This is a genomic window from Streptomyces sp. NPDC022552 (genome assembly GCF_055561875.1).
The window spans coordinates 44,893-64,866 of record NZ_JBVHGJ010000018.1; the positions used below are offsets into that span (position 1 = coordinate 44,893).

Consider the following 19,974-nt stretch of genomic DNA (forward strand, 5'->3'; position numbering starts at 1 on the left):
CTCACCACTCCGCGGCGGTGTGGACGACCGAGCGGAACGTCTCCTCACCCCAGGCGAGTTCCCGCAGCAGGGCCAGGGCGCCCTCCTCCGGATCGATGAGCGTGATCCCGCGCTGCGCGTAGTGGCGGACCAGCTCGGGACCGACCATGCCCGCGTGGTCCTCGGACGGCGCCCACGGGCCCCAGTGGACCGTCAGCGCACGCTGCCCCGTCCGCGCGGCCCAGGCCGCGCCGAGTGTTTCCAGAGCGTCGTTGGCGGCCGCGTAGTCGGCCTGGCCGCGGTTGCCGAGTACGGCGGCGATGCTGCCGAACAGCACGGCGAAGGACGGCGGTCGGGGCAGCTGTTCCACGGCGGCGAGCAGCGCCGTCGCGCTCTCGGTCTTCGTGCCGTAGACCCGCCCGAACGACTCGGGGGTCTTCTCCTCCATCAGCCGGTCCTCAAGGATCCCGGCGGCGTGGATCACGCCGTCGACGCGGCCGTGCTCGACATGGATCTCCTTGACCGCCTGGAGCACTGCGGCCGCGTCCCGGCAGTCCACGCTGCGGTAGCGGGCCCGGCTGCCCGCGGCGACCAGCGCGTCCAGCGTCGCGGTCACCTCGCGCTGGGCGAGGATCAGGTCGGCGGCGCGGTCGATCGCTGCGGCGGTGTCGTAACGGCCGGTCCCCGCGAGCACGGCCCGCAGGGCGGCCCGGTCGGGGGCCCCCGCGGTCTCCGGGTCCTCCGGTCCCTTCGGTGCCGGAGTGCGCCCCAGGATCTCGATCCGGCACCGGGAGGCGGTCGCGAGGACGCCCACGCACCGCGCGGTGATGCCACGGGCCCCTCCGACGACGACCACGACGCTGTCCCGGTCCAGGCCCAGCGCCAGGGCCTCGGCGGCGCCCTCCCCGGAGGGACCAGCGCCCGTGGCACCGAGCGCGCCGAGCGGCGCGGCGGTCAGTTCGGGAGCGAACCGCCCGGCCTGTGTGCGCAGGACGACGGGGAGGGCATCGTCCGCGAGGAGTTCGGCCAGGAGGGCGTCCGCCGCGTCGGCGGCAGCCGCGTGCGCCCCCGGGTCCAGGACGACGCAGCGCACACCCACGGCCGGGTACTCGCGAGCGGCGGTCCGCAGGAGCCCGTCCACCCCGGCGGCCCTGACCCCGGCCGCAGCGCGGGCGAGGAGCAGCCGCCTCGGTCCGCGCCGTAGGACGTCCCGTACGAGCGGGAACCCGGTCGGCAGGAACGGAGCACCGTCCTCCCCGAGAGCCGAGAGGACGACGACGCCGTCCATGGGCCCGTCCGCCTCGACCGGAGCCTGCTCGGCCCCGAGGACGACCGCCTCGGCGCCGAGCCGGGTCAGGCGGCCGGACAGTTCCGCCGCGATGCCGCGGAAGCCGCCGGTGCCGTCGCCCAGCAGCGCGTACCGCGACCCGGTGAGCCCGGCCGCCCCCGGCCCGGCCTCGGGCTCCGGTGCGGGCACCGTCAGCATCCGTAAGCGGCGGGGAGCGGCGATGCGGGGCCGGTCTCCCGGACCACCGTCGGGCGCCGGGGCCTCGCCCGGCGCAGGGCCGGTGGCCGGACCGGCAACGGCGACGGCGTCGGCCGTTCCTCCGCCGGAGAGATCGGCGGCGCGGGTCGCTTCATCGCCGGAGAGACCGGCGGCGCGGGCGAACATCCAGTGCGCGATCGCCGAGGCGGTCCGGGCACGGGTCAGCTCCTCCAGCTCCGCGTCGTCCAGGGCGGCCGGGACGGAAGCCCCGGAGCCGCCCAGCCGTCTGGCCAGCTCACCGGCGATCTCGGCGCGCTTGATGGAGTCGACGCTCAGGTCGGCCTCCAGGTCGAGGTCGGGTTCCACCATGTCCAGGGGGTAGCCGGTGCGCTCGCTGATCAGTTCCAGGACCGTGCGCAGCACCCCCTCCTCGGTGAGAGCCTCGGCCGTGGCGCTTTCGGCCGCTGCCGGAGGCGTGAGTGCCTGTGGTGAGTCGGGGGTGGGCGGCGCGAGCGTGGCGTACGGGAGGCCTTCCGGCGTGTGAGGTTCCGTCGGCTCTCCCCCGAGGGGTCTCTCCCGCGGGGCGGTGCCGAAGTAGGCGAGCAGGACGTCGCGTTGTGCCGAGATCATGTCCCTGCTGGTCCGGAGGAACTCGGCGACAAGGGCGTCCGCCTCACCGGCCGGCGGCTGACCGGGGTTCGTTGTCACGGGGGTCTCCACGACTCGTCTGGCCGGCGCGAGGGCGCCGGGGAGCGGATCGCCGGACGCGGTGCGGACGAGATGTCCGTCCACCGTCCAGCCTGCGCGGCGCGGTGCGGATGTCCGGTCGATGTCGATGTCGACTGCGTCCCGGCCTCGGAACATCCAGTCCGTCACCACCGGCAGCCCGGCGGCGGCGAGCCGGGCGAGAGCTTCCAGGAGGCCGGGAAGGCCGCTGTCGGCTCGTGGCTCGCAGGCCACGACACGGTGCGGGCGCCCGCCGAGGATGTCGGCGACGAGCCGGGTCAGGACGCTGCCGGGCCCCACCTCGACGAAGGTGCGCGCGCCGGCCTCGTACATCGCCTCGATCTGCTGCACGAAGCGAACGGGTGCGCCGATCTGGGCGGCGAGTTCGTCGCGTACGGCGTCGGGATCGAGCCCGTAGGGGCGGGCGGTGCGGTTCGCCCAAACGGGGAACTCCGGTGATCTCAGCGGCTGTTGCTCCAGGACCCGGCGGAAGGCCGGACCGGCGGCGGCGAGCAGCGGGCTGTGGAAGGCGCACGCGACCGGCAGCCGCTTCGCGCCGTGACCGGCGTCGCGCAGCCGCCCCAGCGCCGCCTCGACGGCGGCCGTCGGGCCGGACAGGACGCTCTGCCGGGGAGCGTTGTGGTTGGCGACGACAAGGCCGTCCGGCAGCGACTTGCCGAGAGCGGCCTGGATCTCCACGGGGGTGGCGGCGACGGCGGCCATGGCACCGGGATCGTCGCCGGCCGCACCGAGGACGGCCGCGGCGCGCGCGGCGCTGAGACCGGGCAGGGCGTCGGGGTCGAGGACACCTGCCGCACACAGGGCGACCAGCTCGCCGTAGCTGTGGCCGGCGGCCAGGTCCGGGTGGACACCGGCGCGGGTCAGGAGCTCGTACGCGGCGAGTTCGACGATGCCCAGGGCAGGTTGGGCCGCCCGGGTGTCGGTCAGGTCCTGCCGGGCGCGCTCCCGCGCCGCGTCGTCGAAGGCGGCGGGCGGATAGAGGGCCTGGGGGACGCGGGGGCCGCCGGCGTCGAGCAGGCGTCCGAACTCGGGGAAGGCCGTGAACAGATGCGCGGACATCCCCGGGCGCTGGCTGCCCTGCCCCGGGAACAGGAACGCCGTGAGGCCGGGGTCGACCGCCTCCTCCGCCGCGAGGTGGACGCCAAGAGGCGGGCCACCCGGCGTGGTCGACGACCGGCCCCCCGCGGCGACACCACTCCGTGCGGAGAGGCGGGCATCTCCCGCCCCGGCCCCGTCGGACGCCCCGGCCCCGTCGGACGCCCCGGTCGCCGTGGACGATCCGGCATCCTTGGCGTCGAAGGCATCGAGCGTGTGCCCGAGCCGCAGGCACAGGCCGGCCACGTCATGGGCGACGAACGCGGCGCGCACGGGTCCGTTGGCCCGCCCCGCGCGGTGCGAGGCGGTGGCGGCCAGGTCGCGCAGCCGCCACGGAGCGGTTCCGGCCTCGGCCGCGGTGGCGAGGTCGAGCAGTTCGGCGACCGCACGGCGGGCGGCCGCGCGCGTGGCGCCCCGGAAGGTGAACAGCTCCGCCGGCCAGACATCCCTGCCGTGGACCGGCGGAGGCCCTTCGCCTCCGTGCGCGGCGAGGACGACGTGGAAGTTGGTCCCGCCGAAGCCGAAGGCGCTCAGGCCCGCGAACCGCCGCTCCGGCGCGGCGGGCCAGGGCAGCGCCTCCCGGTGGAAGACGAACGGAGACTCGCCCTCCTTCCCTACGTAGAGCGGCCGCTCCAGATGCAGCGTGGGAGGTCGTACGCCGGTGTGCAGGGCGAGCGCGGTCTTGATGAGCCCGGCCAGGCCCGCGGCGCACTTGGTGTGCCCGATCTGCGACTTCACCGACCCCAGGACGCACGCGCCGCGCTCGGCACCCGCCTCGTCGAACACCTCGGTGAGTACGCCCAGTTCCGTACGGTCGCCCACGACGGTGCCGGTGCCGTGCGCCTCCACCAGGGTGACCTGCGAGGGCGAGACTCCGGCGTTGCGGTAGGCGCGTTCCAGAGCGGCGCGCTGGCCCTCGGGGCGCGGGGCGGTCAGCCCGAGGGAGCGCCCGTCGCTGGAGCTGCCGACCCCTTTGATGACGCCGTAGACGCGGTCGCCGTCGCGTTCGGCGTCCGCGAGGCGCTTCAGCACGACGCAGGCGACGCCCTCGCCGAGGGCGATCCCGTCGGCTTTCTCGTCGAAGGGCCGGGAGCGGCCGGTGGGCGAGAGCGCGTGCACGGAGGTGAACAGGGCGTAGTCGTTGATGCCGTTGTGCAGGTCGGCGCCGCCGCACAGCATCAGGTCACTGGTGCCGACCACCAGTTCCTTGCAGGCGGCGTCGACGGCGGCCAGGGAGGAGGCGCAGGCGGCGTCGACGGTGTAGTTGGCTCCGCGCAGGTCGAGGCGGTTGGCCACCCGGCCGGAGATGACGTTGGCGAGCATGCCGGGGAAGGAGTCCTCGGTGAGCCGCGGCAACTGCTCGTCCAGCTCGGCGGGGACGTGACCGTAGTAGGAGGGGAGCACCGCCCGCAGGGTGGCGGCGTTGGCGAGGTCGCTGCCCGCTTCGGCACCGAAGACGACACCGGTCCGCGTGCGGTCGAAGGCCCGCCCCTCCTCCCCGTACCCGGCGTCCTCCAGGGCGCGCCGGGCGGTTTCGAGGGCGAGGAGCTGTACGGGCTCGATGCTGCCCAGCGAGGCCGGGGGGATCCCGTACCGCAGCGGGTCGAAGGGGATACGGGGCAGGAATCCGCCCCACTTGGAGGCGCTCGCGGCCTCTGGCTCCGGGGAGTGGTGCACGGCGGGGTCCCAGCGCTCCGGCGGCACTTCGGTGACGGCGTCGTGCCCGTCGAGGACGAGCGCCCAGTAGGCGGCCAGGTCCGGTGCCTGCGGGAACATGCAGGCCATGCCCACGATCGCCACGTCGAGCGGTGCGGGTGCGGGCGTCGGAGCCGTGGCGGTGTCCGCACCGGGTGCGAGGCAGCCTCGTAGCTGGGCCGAGCGCCGGCGGACGAGGTCGGCGGCGCCGTCGGTGACGGACGCGTGCAGGGCGGCGATCGTGGTGGTCGCGGTGCGCAGTACCGCCACCTCGCCCGCCATGAACATCCCCTCGGCGTACTGGCGGGACTCGTCCACGGGCGCCAGGACTCCGGCCGTGGTGCGTTCGACGCCCTTGCTGGCGATGCGCAGCCTCCCGACGTTGAGGCGTTCCAGCCGCTCCCACACCTCGCGGCCGGGGAGGCCCTCGGCGCGCAGGGCGGCCTCCGCGTCGCGGAAACCGTCGCTGAACGGGCTGGGCACGCAGCGGGTCGCGTGCCCGGGGGCGGTGCGCAGCAGCGCGGTCCGCTCGGCGGCGAGGACCTGCCGTTGGAAGAGCGGCTGCACGGCGCCGCACGCGACGGCTTCCTCGGTGAACAGATAGGCGGTACCCATCAGGACGCCCACCGCGCAGCCACGTGCGGAGAGAGGGGCGGCAAGGGCGGCGACCATGGCCGCGGAGCGCGCGTCGTGGACGCCGCCGGCGAACAGCACCTCGACGCCGGCACCGTCCGGAGCCCCGCCTTCGGCTCGGTCCATCCAGTCGCCGATCACGGCCAGTTGGGCTTCCCAGAGCGGGAAGCTGTTACGGGGGCCGACGTGGCCACCGCATTCGGCGCCCTCGAAGACGAACCGCCGGGCGCCCTGCTCCAGATATTGGCGCAGCAGTCCGGGCGAGGGTACGTGCAGGAAGGCCTTGATGCCGTCGGCCTCCAGGTCCCGCGCCTGCGAGGGCCGGCCTCCGGCGATGATCACGTGTGTGGGCCGGTGGGCGCGTACGGCCTCCAGCTGGGCGGTACGGGTCTCCTCGGGGGCGAAGCCGAGCACGCCGACGCCCCAGGGGCGGCCGGCCAGAGAGGCTCCCGCCTCGGCCAGCAGGGCGTGGGACCGGTCACGGCCGGCGAGGGCCAGGGCCAGGAAGGGCAGGCCCCCGCCGTCGGACACCGCCCGGGCGAAGTCGGTGCCGTCGCTGACACGGGTCATGGGGCCCTGGGCGATCGGCAGGCGGGTGCCCAGGGCGCGGCTCATGGGCGACCCGGAACGCAGGAGGTCCGCGACGCCGTCCCCTTCGACGGCGGCCGACACCGCCTCGGTGACGGCGCGGACGGCGCCCGCGGCGTCGCGGAAGCGGTCGGCGAATCGGGCCGCGAGGAAAGCGTCCTGGCCCACCGGCAGCAGTTGCCGCTCCGGGTCCCGGCCGCCGAGGAGGGCCGCCACTCGCTTCGGATCGCCGGACACGTCATCCGCGGACAGGCCCCCGGGAACGCGGCGGCGCAGGAATCGGTGGCCGGCCAGGACGGTGGTCTCGGAGCCGTCCGTCCCGCGCAGCACGGACGCGACGTTCGGGGGAACCGCCGACTCGGCGAGGAGCGCGAGCTGGGTGTCGAGCACCACCCCTGCGGCCCCGCCCACCACGGCGGCGGCGGCCGTGCCGGGCGCCATGCCGCCCCAGGCCCACACCGGCGGACCGTCGGGGCCGACCAGGTCGAGGAGCTGCTGGAGCAGGACGAAGGTGCCGAGTTCGCCGATCCGCCCGCCGCACTCGCTGCCGCGGGCGATCAGACCGTGGACGCCCACGTCCAGGGCGGCCCGGGCCTCGTCCGCACCGGTCACCTCGGCCAGTACGCGCACACCGTCGGGCACATGGCCGGGCCTCCAGGCGGCTCCGGCGCCGAGGACCACGGTGTGCGGCAACACGCCGCCGCGCACCAGGCTGTCGACGGGTAATCGGCACCACGGCCCGACGCGGACCCCGTGCCGTGCGGGAAGCCACCTGCGCAGGTCGCCCCACGCCTCCCGCGCCGCGCGGTCCCCGGTCCCCAGGTCCAGCACGCCGAGCCCCCCGCCGCGCGTGACGGCGGCCGCGAGCCGCGCGTCGGGCTCACCGAAAGGAGTCAATCCGATGACCAGGTCCAGGACGTGCTCTGCCGACGTCATAATTCTCCGAATGTGCGATGCATTGCCCGGGAATGAATTTCGGTCAAACAAAAGAGCCGAACGAAGGCATGGGGTCGCGCGGGCCCGCAACGGGAAGTCGGGCCGTTCGGTGGACGCAGCGAAACTAGCGGCAAGTTACTGAAGGGTCAACGCCGCTGCCCTGATCCGGAGCGTGCTCCACGCCGGCCGAAGTGCTGCCACAGGACGGCCAATTCGAAAAGCAAGGCTCCGCGTCCCACACACCGCGGGCAATGAAGGGCGCGAATTCATAGCACACCCAGATGCTCGACCACGCCGAAAGTACTGGCCAGTAGGTCACCCCGGACACGGCGCCGCTCGTGGCTCTGTCCGATTCTCACCCACGACACACGCCCCCCTCTGGGATCGGCCCACGCCGAGCTGTGCCGACCGAGCTCTCCAGCTCGGTCTCCGCGCCCGACACCACGCCGAACGCCCACGCTCGACGGCTCGGCGAGCTCCGCGCCGACGGCACAAGGCCCCCGCTCCGCGGTCGCGGAGCGGGGGCCTTGTATCAGGGGCAGCGGGTCGGTCAGGCCGCTCCGGCCGTCCGGGGCGCCGGGCGGAACGCCGTTCGTGCCGCCGCGCCGCAAGCGGCGGCGACGCAGAGCGCGACCGCGGCCATGAGCGCCCCGATCACGGTGTCCGGTCCCGGGTCCTGGGCGACCGCGTTGGCCAGGGCCTTCCCGGCGATGGCGAGCTGCCCCAGAGCGACGACGGCCGTCCAGCCGACCACGAGGGAGCGGGGCGCGCGCTCCCGAACGGAGTGGAGGGCCAGCAGGGCCGCGGCTCCGACCAGGGCCACGGTCACGGCCGCGACGAGGAGCAGCGCCGCGGCGCCGCCGAGGGCGGCGCTCTCGGTGTGGTCCAGCTCCCCGGTGTCCGGGGGCAGCACGCTGAACGCGACCTCCATCAGCACCAGGTAGGCCGCCTCCAGGAGGAGGAGGGCCGGGGCCAGGCGCCGGGTGACGAAGGACATCGTGCGTTGCTCCTCAAAGCCGTTCATTCTCGATGATCCACAGGTTGTCCCGCTTCTGCGCATTGAAGCACGCGTAGCGGCTGCGGATGCCGGACCCCTTGCCACCGGTCCCTCTGCGCCGGGTGCAGCTGGGCCGTCAGGCGCGGCAGCGCAGCATCTCGAACGCCGGGTTGGCGCGGTAGTCCGCCCAGAACGCGTCACCAAGCGCGGCGACGCCGGCGGGCGACACCTTCGTCGGCACCCACGTGATCTCGCTGAACCCCGCCTCGGTCAGACACGTCTCGAACACCTCCCGGCGCGCCAGGCCGGCGGTGAAGGGGATCGGCGCCCCCTCCAGCAACGCGGTGATCCTCACCCGCGGCCCGGTGCCACCTCCTCGCCCGTCAGCTCGGTGAGGAACCCGCACGGGCGCGGCGACGGCCCGGAGAAGTCGTAGTCCGGGGTCTGATGGAGCATGAAGAACTCGCCGCCACTCCTCAGGTTTTCGTGCACCTTGCGGCACAGGTGCTCGAATTGGGGCACCGTCTCGGCGCAGTTGAGGAACATCACCGCCGTGGCCACGTCGAACGCCTCCTGTGCCGGCGACAGGTCGGCCACATCGCCGACCTCGTAGCGCACACCCAGGGGCGCGGCCCACTCGATGCCCTCCGCGGCGCGGATCATCTCGCCGGAAACGTCGATCCCGAACACGTCCACCGCGCCGCGCCGCTTCAGCTCACGGCTGTAGAAGCCGGTACCGCAGGCCAGATCGATGACCTTCTTGCCGGTGACGTCCCCGACCATGCCGAGAAGGCTCGGCGCCTCCACGTACCGGGCCAACGGCAAGGCCTTGAACCCCTCGAACGCCTCACCGATCTCGTCGTACGTCTCCTGCGCGCTCATCGCAGGCTCCTCCCGTAGGGTGTCCCTGTCCCGGACATCCGGCAGTCTCTCCGCATACGACAGCGCACCCGCACCGGCAGAACACACAAAGATCAGGCAGCGCATCCGGCAGCCACACGAAGCCTCGCAATTCCCGGCGGACGGATGGGCGCGGCGGGACGTCACGGGGGTAGGAGAGCAGGTATGGACAGCGCCCTCTGGCTCATCGTGGCCGTGGTTCTCGTGTTCGCGGTCGCGGGTTTCGCGGCCGTTCTGCTCGTACGTGTCTTCCGGGCTCGCAAACTGCTGCAGGACGCCGGCGTCCCGTTGCAGCACAAGGCCCTGTTCTGGGCGGCGGTGGTGTACACGATCTCGCCCATCGACCTGATTCCGGATCCGGTCTACCTGGACGACATCGGCGTACTCCTGGTCGCCCTGCGGGCGCTGCACGCGGCGGCCGCCAAGACCGGGGATACACCAGACCGGCTCACCCGCCCCGAGGCCTAGTGAGTCACCCGGTTCGCTCGAACGTCTCGCGAGCGCGCCATCGCCCCACGACGGTCGCAGGCGCCCCGGTCGGTGGCGGACCAGGCCGGCGCCCGGGCCCGCGCAGACGACAGGGGCCTAGAACCCGAGGCCCGACCGGACCTGGCTCGCCACGCGGTTCGCGAGGGCTCCCACGTCGATCTGGGGGACGATCCACTGGATGTCCCGCGCCTCGGGGAGGCGCAGTGGCTGGTCGGACTGGTAGTGGAAGGGGGCGATCAGACCGAACTCCAGGCCGGTGGCGTAGGAGTAGGACGCCAGCTGGTAGGGGAAGCGCCAGGTGCCGCCGACGGCCGCCTCGATGAGGATGTCGGCCTCGATGCGGAGAGTCAGAACCGGCTGCACGCTGATGCGGGCCAGAGTGTCGAAGCTCAGGACCCCCTTCGCGTAGGCGAGCCGGGCACTGGCGTCGAGACCTCCGCGCAGCAGAACGCCACCGGTCAGGGTGATGCCGCCGGTGGCGCTGGCGATGGCCACGGACGCGCCGATGCCGGCGCGCACGAACATCTCGAGTCCCGCTTCGGCGGGCAGCACGAGGCGTGCCTCCGCAGCGAGTTCGGCGTTCATGTCCTCTTCGAGGGGGTTGAACGCGCCACGGATGACCATGTCCCGGATCTCGCCCGGGCCGAAGCGGTAGAAGACGGCCAGACCGCCGCCGATGCGGGCGACCAGGCCGACCGCCCCGATGCCGAGGGGGATCGCGAAGATCGGGATGTCGGGCAGGCTGTGGCGGAACAACTCATGGCGGGCGCCGCGCGGTTCGAGGAAGCGGTACGGCGGGAAGCGCAGCTCGCCGGAGACGCGGAGCTTCCGGTCCCTGCCGTACTCGACACCGACGGTGCCGACCAGACCGGGGCGGATCGTCAGGCTGCCTGTGCCGCGGCCGCTGATCCGGCCGTCCTCGTCCAGGTGCGCGTCGAGCCGCCCGGCGAAACGGCCGCGTCTGAGTTCGACGGATCCGTCGCCGCTGAAGTGTCCCTCCCGGTAGCGCAGGGCGATCTCGCCCTCGGCGCCGAGCAGGGCGAACGTGGTGCGGGCCCCTCCGGTGACACGCTCGCCGTCGTAGGTCACCGCGACGTTCACCGGGCGCAGGCCCGGGACCTTCAGGAGGGCCTCTCCGCCGTAGAGGATCCGGTCCCCCGACCTGCGGACGGTGAGCCGGGCGTTGCTCTCGCCGGGGAGCATCACGTCGACCCAGCCGCCGACCCGCCACGCGCCGCCGCCGACGTCGAGCCGCACCTCACCGCCGCGCACGAGCCCGGAGGGTTTCGACGCCCGCGCGACGAAGAAGCCGGTGAGCCCGGTCGCGGGGCGGTACTCCACGTCGCCGGTCGCCTCGTCGAGCCCGGGGACGCGCCCGGCCAGCCGGCCCTTGGCGAACAGCCCCTGCGGGTCCACGCCCGCCTCCAGCCGTCCGGTGACCCAGGAGCCGAGGGCGAACGCCACATGTCCGGTCGCCTGGAGCTGCGGGGCGATGCTCAGTGCGAGGGCGGCCTCGGTGACCTTGAACGGCGGCAGGGACAGCTTGTCCGCGGGCGCCTGCGCCGAGCCGCGGAAGCCGCTGCGGTCCCAGTCCACGGTGATCGGGACCCGGGAGAGCAGCGGAACGCTCGGGGTGAGGTTCCCGTGGCCTTCGAGGCCCTGCTCCGTCGAGGACAGGGTGAGCCTGCCGGTGGACAGGTACGGGTAGAGGAAGCGGATCTCCTGCTTCCCGCCGCGCAGTGCCAGGGTGCCGGTCGTGAAGGGGTCCTTCACGTCCAGCGCGAGTTGCTTGTCCTCGGCCTTGGGGATGCGGATGGGCAGTCGGCTGCCCCCTCGCACCGGGTGCGCGTCGGAGTCGATCCACGCGGTGACGGTGTGCGCGCCCTTGCCCGACGACGGCCGCGTGAGTCTCTCCAGCGTGACGCCCGCGATCAGTTCTCGTGCGGCGCGGTTCTCCGGGACGGCACTGGTCTCGATCTCGTCGTGGCCGTCGCCGGCCGGCTTGTCCGGTACCCGCAGGTCCTGCCGGCTCGGTCCGCTGACGAGGGGATAGCGCTTGTACGCCGCCCAGGCGTCGGCGGACTTCTTCAGGTCCTCCGCGTCGGGCCGTCTCCCGGCCTTCAGGTCGGCCTCGGCGGTGAAGTGCACCTGGAGCGCCGACAGGGCCTTGCGGGACGCGAAGGGCGGATCGAGCGGCCGTACCGCCTTGGAGTACCTGTTGGGCTGGTCGGCGCTGCCGAACCACAGGACGACGTAGTCGGGCCGCTTGCGTCCCTTGGCGCTCAGCGCGTCCGAGACGGAGCCGGCGGCCTGCTGCACGTGGCGGGCGATGGTCCGGCCGCTGTCCTCGTTGTCGGGTCCGTCGTGCGGGGCCAGGTTCTCGGGCACGTTGGTGCCACCGAGCTGGAGCTCGACGACGTGGTCGATCTGCGACTGCACGGAGTTGACGTACGGATCGAACTCCGCGCCCTTCGCGTGGGCGTCTCCACCGGCCTCCCGCCACCATGCGGGGGCCTGGTCCTTGGGCCACTGCATCCGCAGCAGCCACAGCCTGCGCAGTTCCTTCGTGGATGCCCGCTTCTCCCAGAGGCCCGAACTCGGGCGGCTCCCGGACATCTTGACGACGGCCTGGAGCCCCTGGGCCTTGGCGACGGCGTCGTACGCCTCCTTCCACGGGCCCTTGGACTCCGGGACGACGAAGGTGCCCAGGTTGACGCGGATCATGCCGGCCGGGTCCCCCGGAGAGCGCTGCTCCTCCCGGACGGTGCGCTGCCCGTCCGCGTAGTCGACGGTGTACTGGTCCTTGGCCTCCAGCGGGGTCCAGCTCATGTCGGCTCGGCCGAGGAAGGGCGCGGAGGGCCGCTCCCACCGCCATGCGGCGGGCAACGGCTCGCCACGCGCATGGAACGCGGACGCCGTGTGCGCCTGCTGTTCCAGGCGCGCGTCGGCATCCGGCGGGGCCACCGACGGGTGGGCGCGCAGAAAGCCCGGCGCCGAGGGGTGGCCGCCGTGCTGGGCGACGTGGGCCAGCTCGTGGGCGATGAGGGAACGGCCGCGGCGCGACAGCGGATCGTACGCGCCCTGCGCGAAGACGACGTCGTTCCCCACGGTGTAGGCGAGCGCACCCAGTTCGCCCGTCGCCCGCTCCGCCTCGGGACCCACGTGCACCCGCACCGGGGAGAAGTCGTGGCCGTAGCTCGTGGACATCTGGTCCCGCACGCCCGGTTCCAGTGGCGCGCCCGGTCCCTGGAGGCCCGAGGCCGCGGTGCTGTGCGCGATGTCGGTCATGACGGGACCCAGCCGCGGATCTCGGTGGCGGCCAAGGGGCGTTCGAGCTTGTCGCACTCGATCCTGGCGGCGTCGAGGACATGGCACATGCCGACGGGTGCGCCCTCGTCGGCGGCGAGGAACGCGGCGTGCAGGGCCAGCTGGGCGATGGTGCCGCCGCTGACCGCGAGTTGGGCCAGCCGGGCAGGGTCGAGACCGTCGGTGGGGACGCCCGGCGGGAACGCCCCGGCCCACAGCCGGGCACGCTGCTCGGCGTCCGGGAAGGGGAACGTCACGACGAACCGCATCCGGCGGACGAAGGCGGGGTCGATCGCCTCGCGGGCGTTGGTGGTGAGGATCGCGATGCCACGGAAGGTCTCGAGGCGTTGCAGCAGGTACGACACCTCCAGGTTGGCGTAACGGTCCCGGCTGTCCCGTACCTGGGTGCGCTTGGCGAAGAGGGCGTCGCCCTCGTCGAAGAGCAGCACGGACCCCGTCTCGGCCGCGTCGAAGAGCCGGGCGAGGTGCTTCTCCGTCTCACCGATGTATTTGCTCACGACCTGGCTGAGATCCGCCGCGATGACGTCGAAGCCCAGTTCGTGGGCGACCGCCTCGGCGGCCGTGGTCTTGCCGGTGCCGCTCGGGCCGGCGAACAGCGCGGTGACCGCGAGGCCGCGGCCGCGCTCGGCGTACCCCCATTCGCCGTGCACCCGCCGGCGCCGCCGGACGTGTGCGAGGAGCGCGCGCAGCGAACGGTTCGCCTGATCGGGCAGGACCAGCCCGTCGAGCCCGGCCACCGGGCGGCGTACGGTCGCGAGGCCGTGCAACGGCCGTTCGGCGACGGCCCGGCAGGCGGTCGCGACGTCGGCGGCCGAGGTGCCCGCCGCTCCCGGGTTGCCGTCTCCGTGGGCGGCGGCGAGCCGTCCTGAGCGCTCCACGGCCAGCGCGATGCCCGCCGGAGTGAGCGGATGCCGCTCGGCGAGTTCGGCCGGGTCGTCGGTCAGGCGCGCGTCGCGCAGTGCGGCGGCGAAGAGGTCCCGGCGTTCGCCCGCCGAGGCGGGCGGCAGCCGCAGCACCGGAAGGTCGATGCCGAGCGGTGCCTCGTCGGCCGACAGGACGGCGGGGACGCCGAGGGGCGCTCCCGCGGTCAGGAGCCGCATGCAGCGCGGCAGGGACTCGACGGTCCCCTCGACGAGCAGCAGCCGTGGCCCGAGCCCGGCCTCGCGGGCGAGCAATCGCGTCAGTGTGTCCATGGCGGGTGCGGTGTCGGGCAGGTCGAGGCCGTCGACGGCGAGGACCGTGAGCCCGATCCGCTCGGCGGCGTCGACCGCCGCCTGGCGGCGGGTGAGCCGGTCCTCGCCGGTGAGCAGGCAGCCCTCCGTGCCGGGCGCGGGGCGGACCAGCGCGGCCAGGGACGCCACGACGGCCCCCTGCCCGGGAGCCAGTCGGCACACCGGAGCGACGAGGCGGGCGCGCCCCGCCAGCCGGTCGTCCGTCGTGTCGGCACCCAACAGGGCGTGCAGGACGCGCTCGTCGACGGCGAGGGGCAGCCGCGAGAGGCCACCGAACTCGGTGGGCGGCAGCTGCGCCGGTAGGTCGAGCAGGCGCCAGCCCCGCAGCGGTGCGTCGGGCAGCAGGGCGCTCCAGTGCGCGTCCGGCAGCTCGGCCAGGGCCCGGGCGAAGGTGACCGGCCCGGTCGCCGTCGGCATGCCCAGTTCGGGGGCGGCGGCCGCGACCAGCACGTCCCGCTCGAAGGCGGTGAGGGTGAACAGGCCGCTGAGCCGGTCGAGGGCCGTGGGCAGGCCTGTCGTCTTCCGGACCTCGGCGGCGAGGAGCTCGGCGGCACGGGCCGGTTCGTCCGCGTCGTCCGGGCGGGCGTCGAGACGGGCCGCCGCGGCGGCGGCCACCAGGGCGAGGTGTTGCTGGTTGTCGTGGGCCCAGGCTCGGTCGCGAGCGTCCGCGTCGACCCGGGGTTCGGTGTCGGAGAGGGTCACAGGGTCACCACCGGGAGGACGTACAGGCCGTGGGAGTCCAGGCCTGGGATGCTGCGCGCGCCGTCGACCTCGAGCGTCACGCGGTACGGGCCCGCGGGTGCGTCGGTCACCGCGAAGTCCACCTGTTCGGTCGGGGGTTGGCCGGGGGGAAGCTCGGCCACGAGGGCGAGCGACACCGCCGAGCCGGGCGTCGTGGCGTCGAGCAGGAGCCTGACCCGGTGGCCGTGCCCGAGCGGCGGGACGACGGCCGCGGTGACGGTTCCCGTACGCAGTCCGGGCTGGTGGCCCGTGCCGGTGGTGGCGGTGACCGTGCCGAGGGTGGGCACCACCAGAATGACGACGGGCGGGCTCACCTGGGCCGGAGGGGTCGTGGACAGGGTGGGGTGTGCCGGCGGTCCGCTCCGGCGGACGGCGACCCGACGGCGACCGGGTGCGAGGGCCGGGGACGGGAGGATGAGATGGGTGTCGTCCACGGCTGTGGCACCGGTGACGACGACGCCGTCGACCAGCACCTCGCTCGTCTCCCCCTCGCGGGCGGAGAGGGCGTGTCCGTGGAGATGGAGATCGGGCATGGGCGCGGCGGCCCGGACGGGAGCGCCCCTGCCTTCGGGCCCCGCGGCGCCGTCGAGGCGTGGCGGGGTGAAGGGGGCGGCACCGGCGATGAGGGTACGGACCGGGAGCACCGCGCCGGGGTCTCCGTCGCCGTCCACGAGTACGGGGCCCGCGGTGACGGCGAGCGTCACGGTGAAGGACGCGGGTGGGAACAGGGCCCACAGGCGGGTGAGTTCGTCGGTCGAGAGTGCCTCGGGTGTGACGCGGACCGGCTCGTCGGCCTGGGCCAGATCGCTGCCGTCGATCTCGGGGTGATCCGCCTCGGCCTCGGCGAGGAGGCTGTCCGTGAGGTACGGGACGGTGTGCAGGGCGGCAGCGGTCCTGGCCAGGAGCTGCTGCGTCTGCCATTCGTCGGCGCCGCGGAAGGTGAACAGATAGTGCAGGTCGAGCGCTGCCCTCGGCTTCTGCCGGAGGTGGCCTGCGGAGGAGCGGGTGGGCAGGTCGGCGAGGGACAGGGTCGCGTTGCGCGTGACCCGGTACATATGGACGCCGACGCGGGCCTGGTCCCCGGTGCTGTCGAGCGGGCCGGGGGCGACGATCGGCCCGGGGGTGATCCCGAGCCCGTTCACGGCCTTCTGTACGAGGGTGGTGAGGGCGGCGGTGACGGCGGCGACCGCCAGGGGGTTGCTCATCGGGCGCTCACCACTGCGGGCTGAGGTCGTCGAGGTCGGTGTACCACTGCTCGATGCCGTTGATCAGGCTCGCGGTGATCTCGGCGACGGTCTGTTCTTCCTGGTCGAGGGCGGTGGGAAGACCGTCCACGTAGCCCTGCAGTGTGTCGTCCTGCTGGGCCGCGGTCTGCACCGCTTCGTCGCCGATCACCACGCGCATCGCGGTGAGTTCGGCCTTGGCGTCCGTTTCGGCGCTCTGCGCGGCCAGGACGAGCGCGTCGAGTTCTCGCCGGACCTGCTCGATGAGGCCGTACAGGGCTGCGTCCACCAGGTCGGGGTCGTGGTCGCGCGCCTCGTCGAGCCGTGGCACGACCACGATCATCCCCGGCCGCAGCCGGTCGAGGTCGAGGCCTGGATTTGCCTCTCGGATCGCCTGCGCGGCCTGCTCCTTGGCGGCCTTGGGCGTTCTGGCCTTCACGAGTCGGGAGACCAGGGCGGCGACGGTCTTCTCCTGCTCGACGACGACGATCGGCATCGGTGTGGGGTCCTTCCGGCGATGGGGTCGGGGCGTTCGGACACCCGGGGGAGCGGACGCTCCCCCGGGGTGGTGGGGGCACCGGAGCCGCTGTCAGTGCACGCCCTCGACGTTGAGGGTCAGCCACTTGAAGTCGATGGAGTGATCCGGGTCCATGGGGTCGTACGGGCTGATGCCGCCGCTCGTGATGTTGCCGAGCACGGCGACGTAGTCCGGCTCGACGTCGAAGTGGATCGACGGCATGCCGCCCCTGGCACGGTTGCCGGTCACGGTCGCGGTCGTGGCCCGCACGGTGAGCGCGGTCGGGTCCGAGTCGCCGTGCTGGCGGAACTGGTTGGCGGAGACGACGGCGTCCTTCGCCACGTCGATCAGCGCTGCGGGGTATTGGGCGGCACCGGTGAAGGTGTTGGCGGTGACGACAGCGCTGACGTCGTCCGACGCGTGGCCGAACGCGGCGTCGGGGCCGATGAGGTACGCGAACCTTTTCCCGACGACGGAGATGTACCGGCCGATGTGCGCCGTGCGGCCGCTCCGACGCGCGTCGTCCTGGGGATCGTCGCCCACCAGCAGGCCGCTCCACGCATTGTGGGTGTCGTGATCGACGTCCTCGGGGATCCGCCGGCAGACATTGCTCTCGATCGTGGTGCGGTCGAAGACGGAGACGTGGATGCCGAGGAGCCGGTCGACCTCCATCGGATCGGACGAGCCGATCTTCTCGACGCTGTTGCCGTGGATGCGGGACTCCCGGCAGGCCAGCACAGCCACCGCGGTCCTGCGGTCCGGGTAGCCGCCCTCCTGCCCCTCCCGCTCCTCCGTGCCGTCCTTTCCGTCCTTGCCTTTCCTGCCCTTTTGGCGATTCACGCGCTCCTGCTGGTCCTCCTGACCGCCGCCGAGATCGGTGGTGAGACCGGAGACCGTGTTGGATGCGACCAGCGCATGGGTCGCCCCGACGACGCGGATGCCGTCGGTGCCGTCGGCCAGGTTCCACTGGTGCGTGGTGATGTCCCGGACGGTGTTGCCGACGATCACGGCGTCGGCGAGCCTGCCGCGCCCCTTGACCACGATGCCCCCGTCGGCGGCCCCTTCGATCGTGTTGCGCGAGACGTCGAGGTCGCCGGTCGGCACCCGGACGAGGACGCCCACGCCGTCGATCCGCGTGATGCGGTTGCCCAACACGCGAGTGGTGCCGCGCAGCACACCGGACACGCCGTCGCGCACCTCGACCCCGTTGCCCGAGCCGGTCTCCGGGTCCGGGTTGCCGGTGATCGTGTTGTCCCGGACGGTGTATCCGCTCGCGCCGATCTCGACGCCGTCCCCCATGGCCTGTACATGGTTGTCGACGATGTCGAAGGAGGCCCACGGGGAGAGGGCCCCGAGCAACCGCAGACTCGCGCCCTGCGCGTACAGCACCGTGTTGCCCCGGATGGTGTTGCGCTGGACGTGGGCGACGCTGCTGCCGAAGTCCACACCCGTCCACCAGCACATCAGGAGATTCCCGCTGATCTCCAGATCGGCCGTCAACAGATGCGCCTGGATGCCGCCGCCTTCGTCGTCCAGGTGCTCCCGGGCCGCGATTCCGATGCGGCTGACAAGGTCGCAGTCCTGGACGCGCGTGCGCAGGCATGCGCCGGACAACTCGATGGCGGGGCCCTGGCCGCTCCCTTCCCCGCCACCCACGATCAGCACGGTGAGCCGCCGAACGGTGACCTCGGCCGTGACGCCGAGCCCGATGCCGGGGCGGTAGCTGGTCGAGATCAGCGCGAAGTCCTCCAGCGTGACGAAGGTCGAACGGCCGATGTCGAAGCCGCCGCGCTCCGCGATGAGCAGAGTGCCGACGCCCTGACCGCGGACACGTACCGACCGGGCGTCCCGCATCCGTACCGGATCCTCGCCGAGGTGGTAGACGCCCGCTGCGAGACAGACGGTGCCTCCGTCCTCGGAGACCAGGTCGACCGCGTCCTGCACGGTCATGGCACCGCTGGCGTGCGATTCGGGGGTGACACAGACGGTGCAGTCGCCACAGTGGCCACCGGTCGGCCACAGGGTGCGGCAGTCGTGCGCCTCGGAGGGGAAGGTGACGACGGCGAGGCGGGCGTAGTGGTGGTGAACGCCCAACGGGGGTGCTTCGTCGAGCTTCTCGACGGTGGCGGTGGCCGTGCGCGCGGTGAAGATCCAGTGGTCACCCGTACGGAAGACCCCGCCGGGGGCGTCGAGCGTCACGGTGATGCCGTGTTCCAGGACGACGGGCACGCCGCCCGGCGGCACCGTGATGACCCCCGGGGAGCTCGCGTCGTCGAGATCCTGGATGGTGTCGCCGTCTCCGTTCTTGATCGTGCCCGACTGGTCCCACCGTCGGATCCGCAGATTCCGCCGGAGCGCCTCGTCGGTCGTGGTGGGCAGGTCGCCCGGCAGCGCAGGGCTGAAGGAGACCGTCCCGTCGCCGTGCACCGTGGTGATCCGGCGCATCTCCCCCGGCTGCTCGTCGAGTTCCCGGTGGTCGTCGAGGATCTCCACCCAGTCGTTCTCCCGCAGGCCGAGCACCGCGTCGCGGCCCAGGTGCTCGGGTCGCAGTCGGTCGGGGGCCACGACCTCGACGACCCGCATGGCGACGGAGCCGTTGTCGCGGGACCACGCGAAGGTGGCGGTGCCGGCGGCTCCGCCGTCGTGGATCTCGACCCGGTAGGCCTGGTTCTCGAGCCCGCGGTAGTCGCCGCTGGGCGGCAGCGAGCAGGGGTCGTCGGCGGCCGCCACCGTGACCGTGTCGGTGGTGAGCCGCCCCGCCGAGGGGGTGAGGACCTCGGACCAGCCGGGGATGGACTCGTCCTCGGTGCTGCAGTCGATGTCGGGGGTGTCGGGCTCGTGCACGCGCACCCGCCACACGGTCTGGGTGCGGGCAGTGGTGTCGACCCCCACCGCCTCCTCGACGAGGTCCGGCGCCTGGAGCGGGGTGACCTCGCGCTGCCACACGTCCAGGTAGACGAGATGGGTGCCGGAGGTGGGCAGGTCCTTCGGGGCGGGCCAGTAGGGCTGGTCCGTGTACGGGGTGTCCTCCGTCAGCGCGGGCTCGGCCAGCACGGGGTCGAAGTAGGTGTCCCCCACGCCGTGGTTCTCGGCGAGCAGGCCGTCCACGTACATCCGGCCGCGGCCGATGGTGATGCCGTCCTCCGAAGGGGTGATCAGGAAGGCGTCGGGGGTCGTACGGGGGACCACGGCGACATCCGAGGACGCCTCCGAGGGTCCGGGGCTCCCGAGGTCGGCGGCGGTGGCGCGCAGGCGGCGGTCGAAGATCGCCACGAACTCGTTCCAGTCGGAGTCGAGCAGCAGTCGGCCCTGCTGCATGACGACGCCGGAGTGGTCGCGCAGCGCGTCGAACCGGACGCGGCTCAGATCGGCTCCCATGGGGAGGCCTC

Annotated in this window: 10 protein-coding genes; 1 reads left to right on the forward strand and 9 read right to left on the reverse strand. The window is 73.3% G+C overall.

The genetic code is table 11. The features are described from left to right. Position 1: 1 nt before the first annotated feature. The 4 genes from ACZ3OF_RS32610 to ACZ3OF_RS32625 form a co-directional block, all read right to left on the reverse strand. Entirely contained in the window at positions 2-7,159 is a 7,158-nt protein-coding gene (locus tag ACZ3OF_RS32610) for an SDR family oxidoreductase (protein WP_467308398.1), read from the reverse strand. A gap of 550 nt (positions 7,160-7,709) precedes the next feature. After that, the gene (locus ACZ3OF_RS32615; protein ID WP_467308400.1) at positions 7,710-8,156 is read right to left on the reverse strand and encodes a hypothetical protein; all 447 of its coding nucleotides are present in this window, start codon (positions 8,154-8,156) and stop codon (positions 7,710-7,712) included. A 136-nt stretch (positions 8,157-8,292) separates the two neighbouring features. Continuing rightward, positions 8,293-8,511 (reverse strand): hypothetical protein, encoded by a 219-nt coding sequence (locus ACZ3OF_RS32620; protein ID WP_361679254.1) that lies wholly within the window; start codon positions 8,509-8,511, stop codon positions 8,293-8,295. Next, positions 8,508-9,038 (reverse strand): class I SAM-dependent methyltransferase, encoded by a 531-nt coding sequence (locus ACZ3OF_RS32625; protein ID WP_467308402.1) that lies wholly within the window; start codon positions 9,036-9,038, stop codon positions 8,508-8,510. The genes ACZ3OF_RS32620 and ACZ3OF_RS32625 overlap by 4 nt, the downstream gene beginning before the upstream one ends. 183 nt (positions 9,039-9,221) lie before the next feature. Here ACZ3OF_RS32625 and ACZ3OF_RS32630 point away from each other — a divergent pair, with 183 nt between their 5' ends. Then, on the forward strand, positions 9,222-9,524 hold the full coding sequence (locus ACZ3OF_RS32630; protein WP_361679248.1) for a YkvA family protein: 303 nt from the start codon (positions 9,222-9,224) through the stop codon (positions 9,522-9,524). 117 nt (positions 9,525-9,641) lie between these two features. Here the strand turns inward: ACZ3OF_RS32630 and ACZ3OF_RS32635 are convergent, their stop codons facing one another. The 5 genes from ACZ3OF_RS32635 to ACZ3OF_RS32655 all read right to left on the reverse strand — a co-directional run bounded on the left by ACZ3OF_RS32635 (position 9,642) and on the right by ACZ3OF_RS32655 (position 19,963). Next, positions 9,642-12,833, reverse strand: a complete 3,192-nt coding sequence (locus tag ACZ3OF_RS32635; protein WP_467308405.1) for an eCIS core domain-containing protein — start codon at positions 12,831-12,833, stop codon at positions 9,642-9,644. After that, positions 12,830-14,806 (reverse strand): ATP-binding protein, encoded by a 1,977-nt coding sequence (locus ACZ3OF_RS32640; RefSeq protein ID WP_467308407.1) that lies wholly within the window; start codon positions 14,804-14,806, stop codon positions 12,830-12,832. Before ACZ3OF_RS32640 ends, ACZ3OF_RS32635 begins: the two co-directional genes overlap by 4 nt. Next, a complete protein-coding gene (locus ACZ3OF_RS32645; RefSeq protein WP_467308409.1) occupies positions 14,803-16,050 on the reverse strand; it encodes a Pvc16 family protein in 1,248 nt (415 codons plus the stop codon). Before ACZ3OF_RS32645 ends, ACZ3OF_RS32640 begins: the two co-directional genes overlap by 4 nt. A 7-nt stretch (positions 16,051-16,057) precedes the next feature. Next, positions 16,058-16,564: a hypothetical protein gene (locus tag ACZ3OF_RS32650; protein ID WP_467308410.1), complete on the reverse strand. Its 507-nt coding sequence runs from the start codon at positions 16,562-16,564 to the stop codon at positions 16,058-16,060. Positions 16,565-16,657: 93 nt separating this feature from the next. After that, positions 16,658-19,963: a DUF6519 domain-containing protein gene (locus tag ACZ3OF_RS32655; RefSeq protein ID WP_467308412.1), complete on the reverse strand. Its 3,306-nt coding sequence runs from the start codon at positions 19,961-19,963 to the stop codon at positions 16,658-16,660. Positions 19,964-19,974 lie beyond the last annotated feature (11 nt).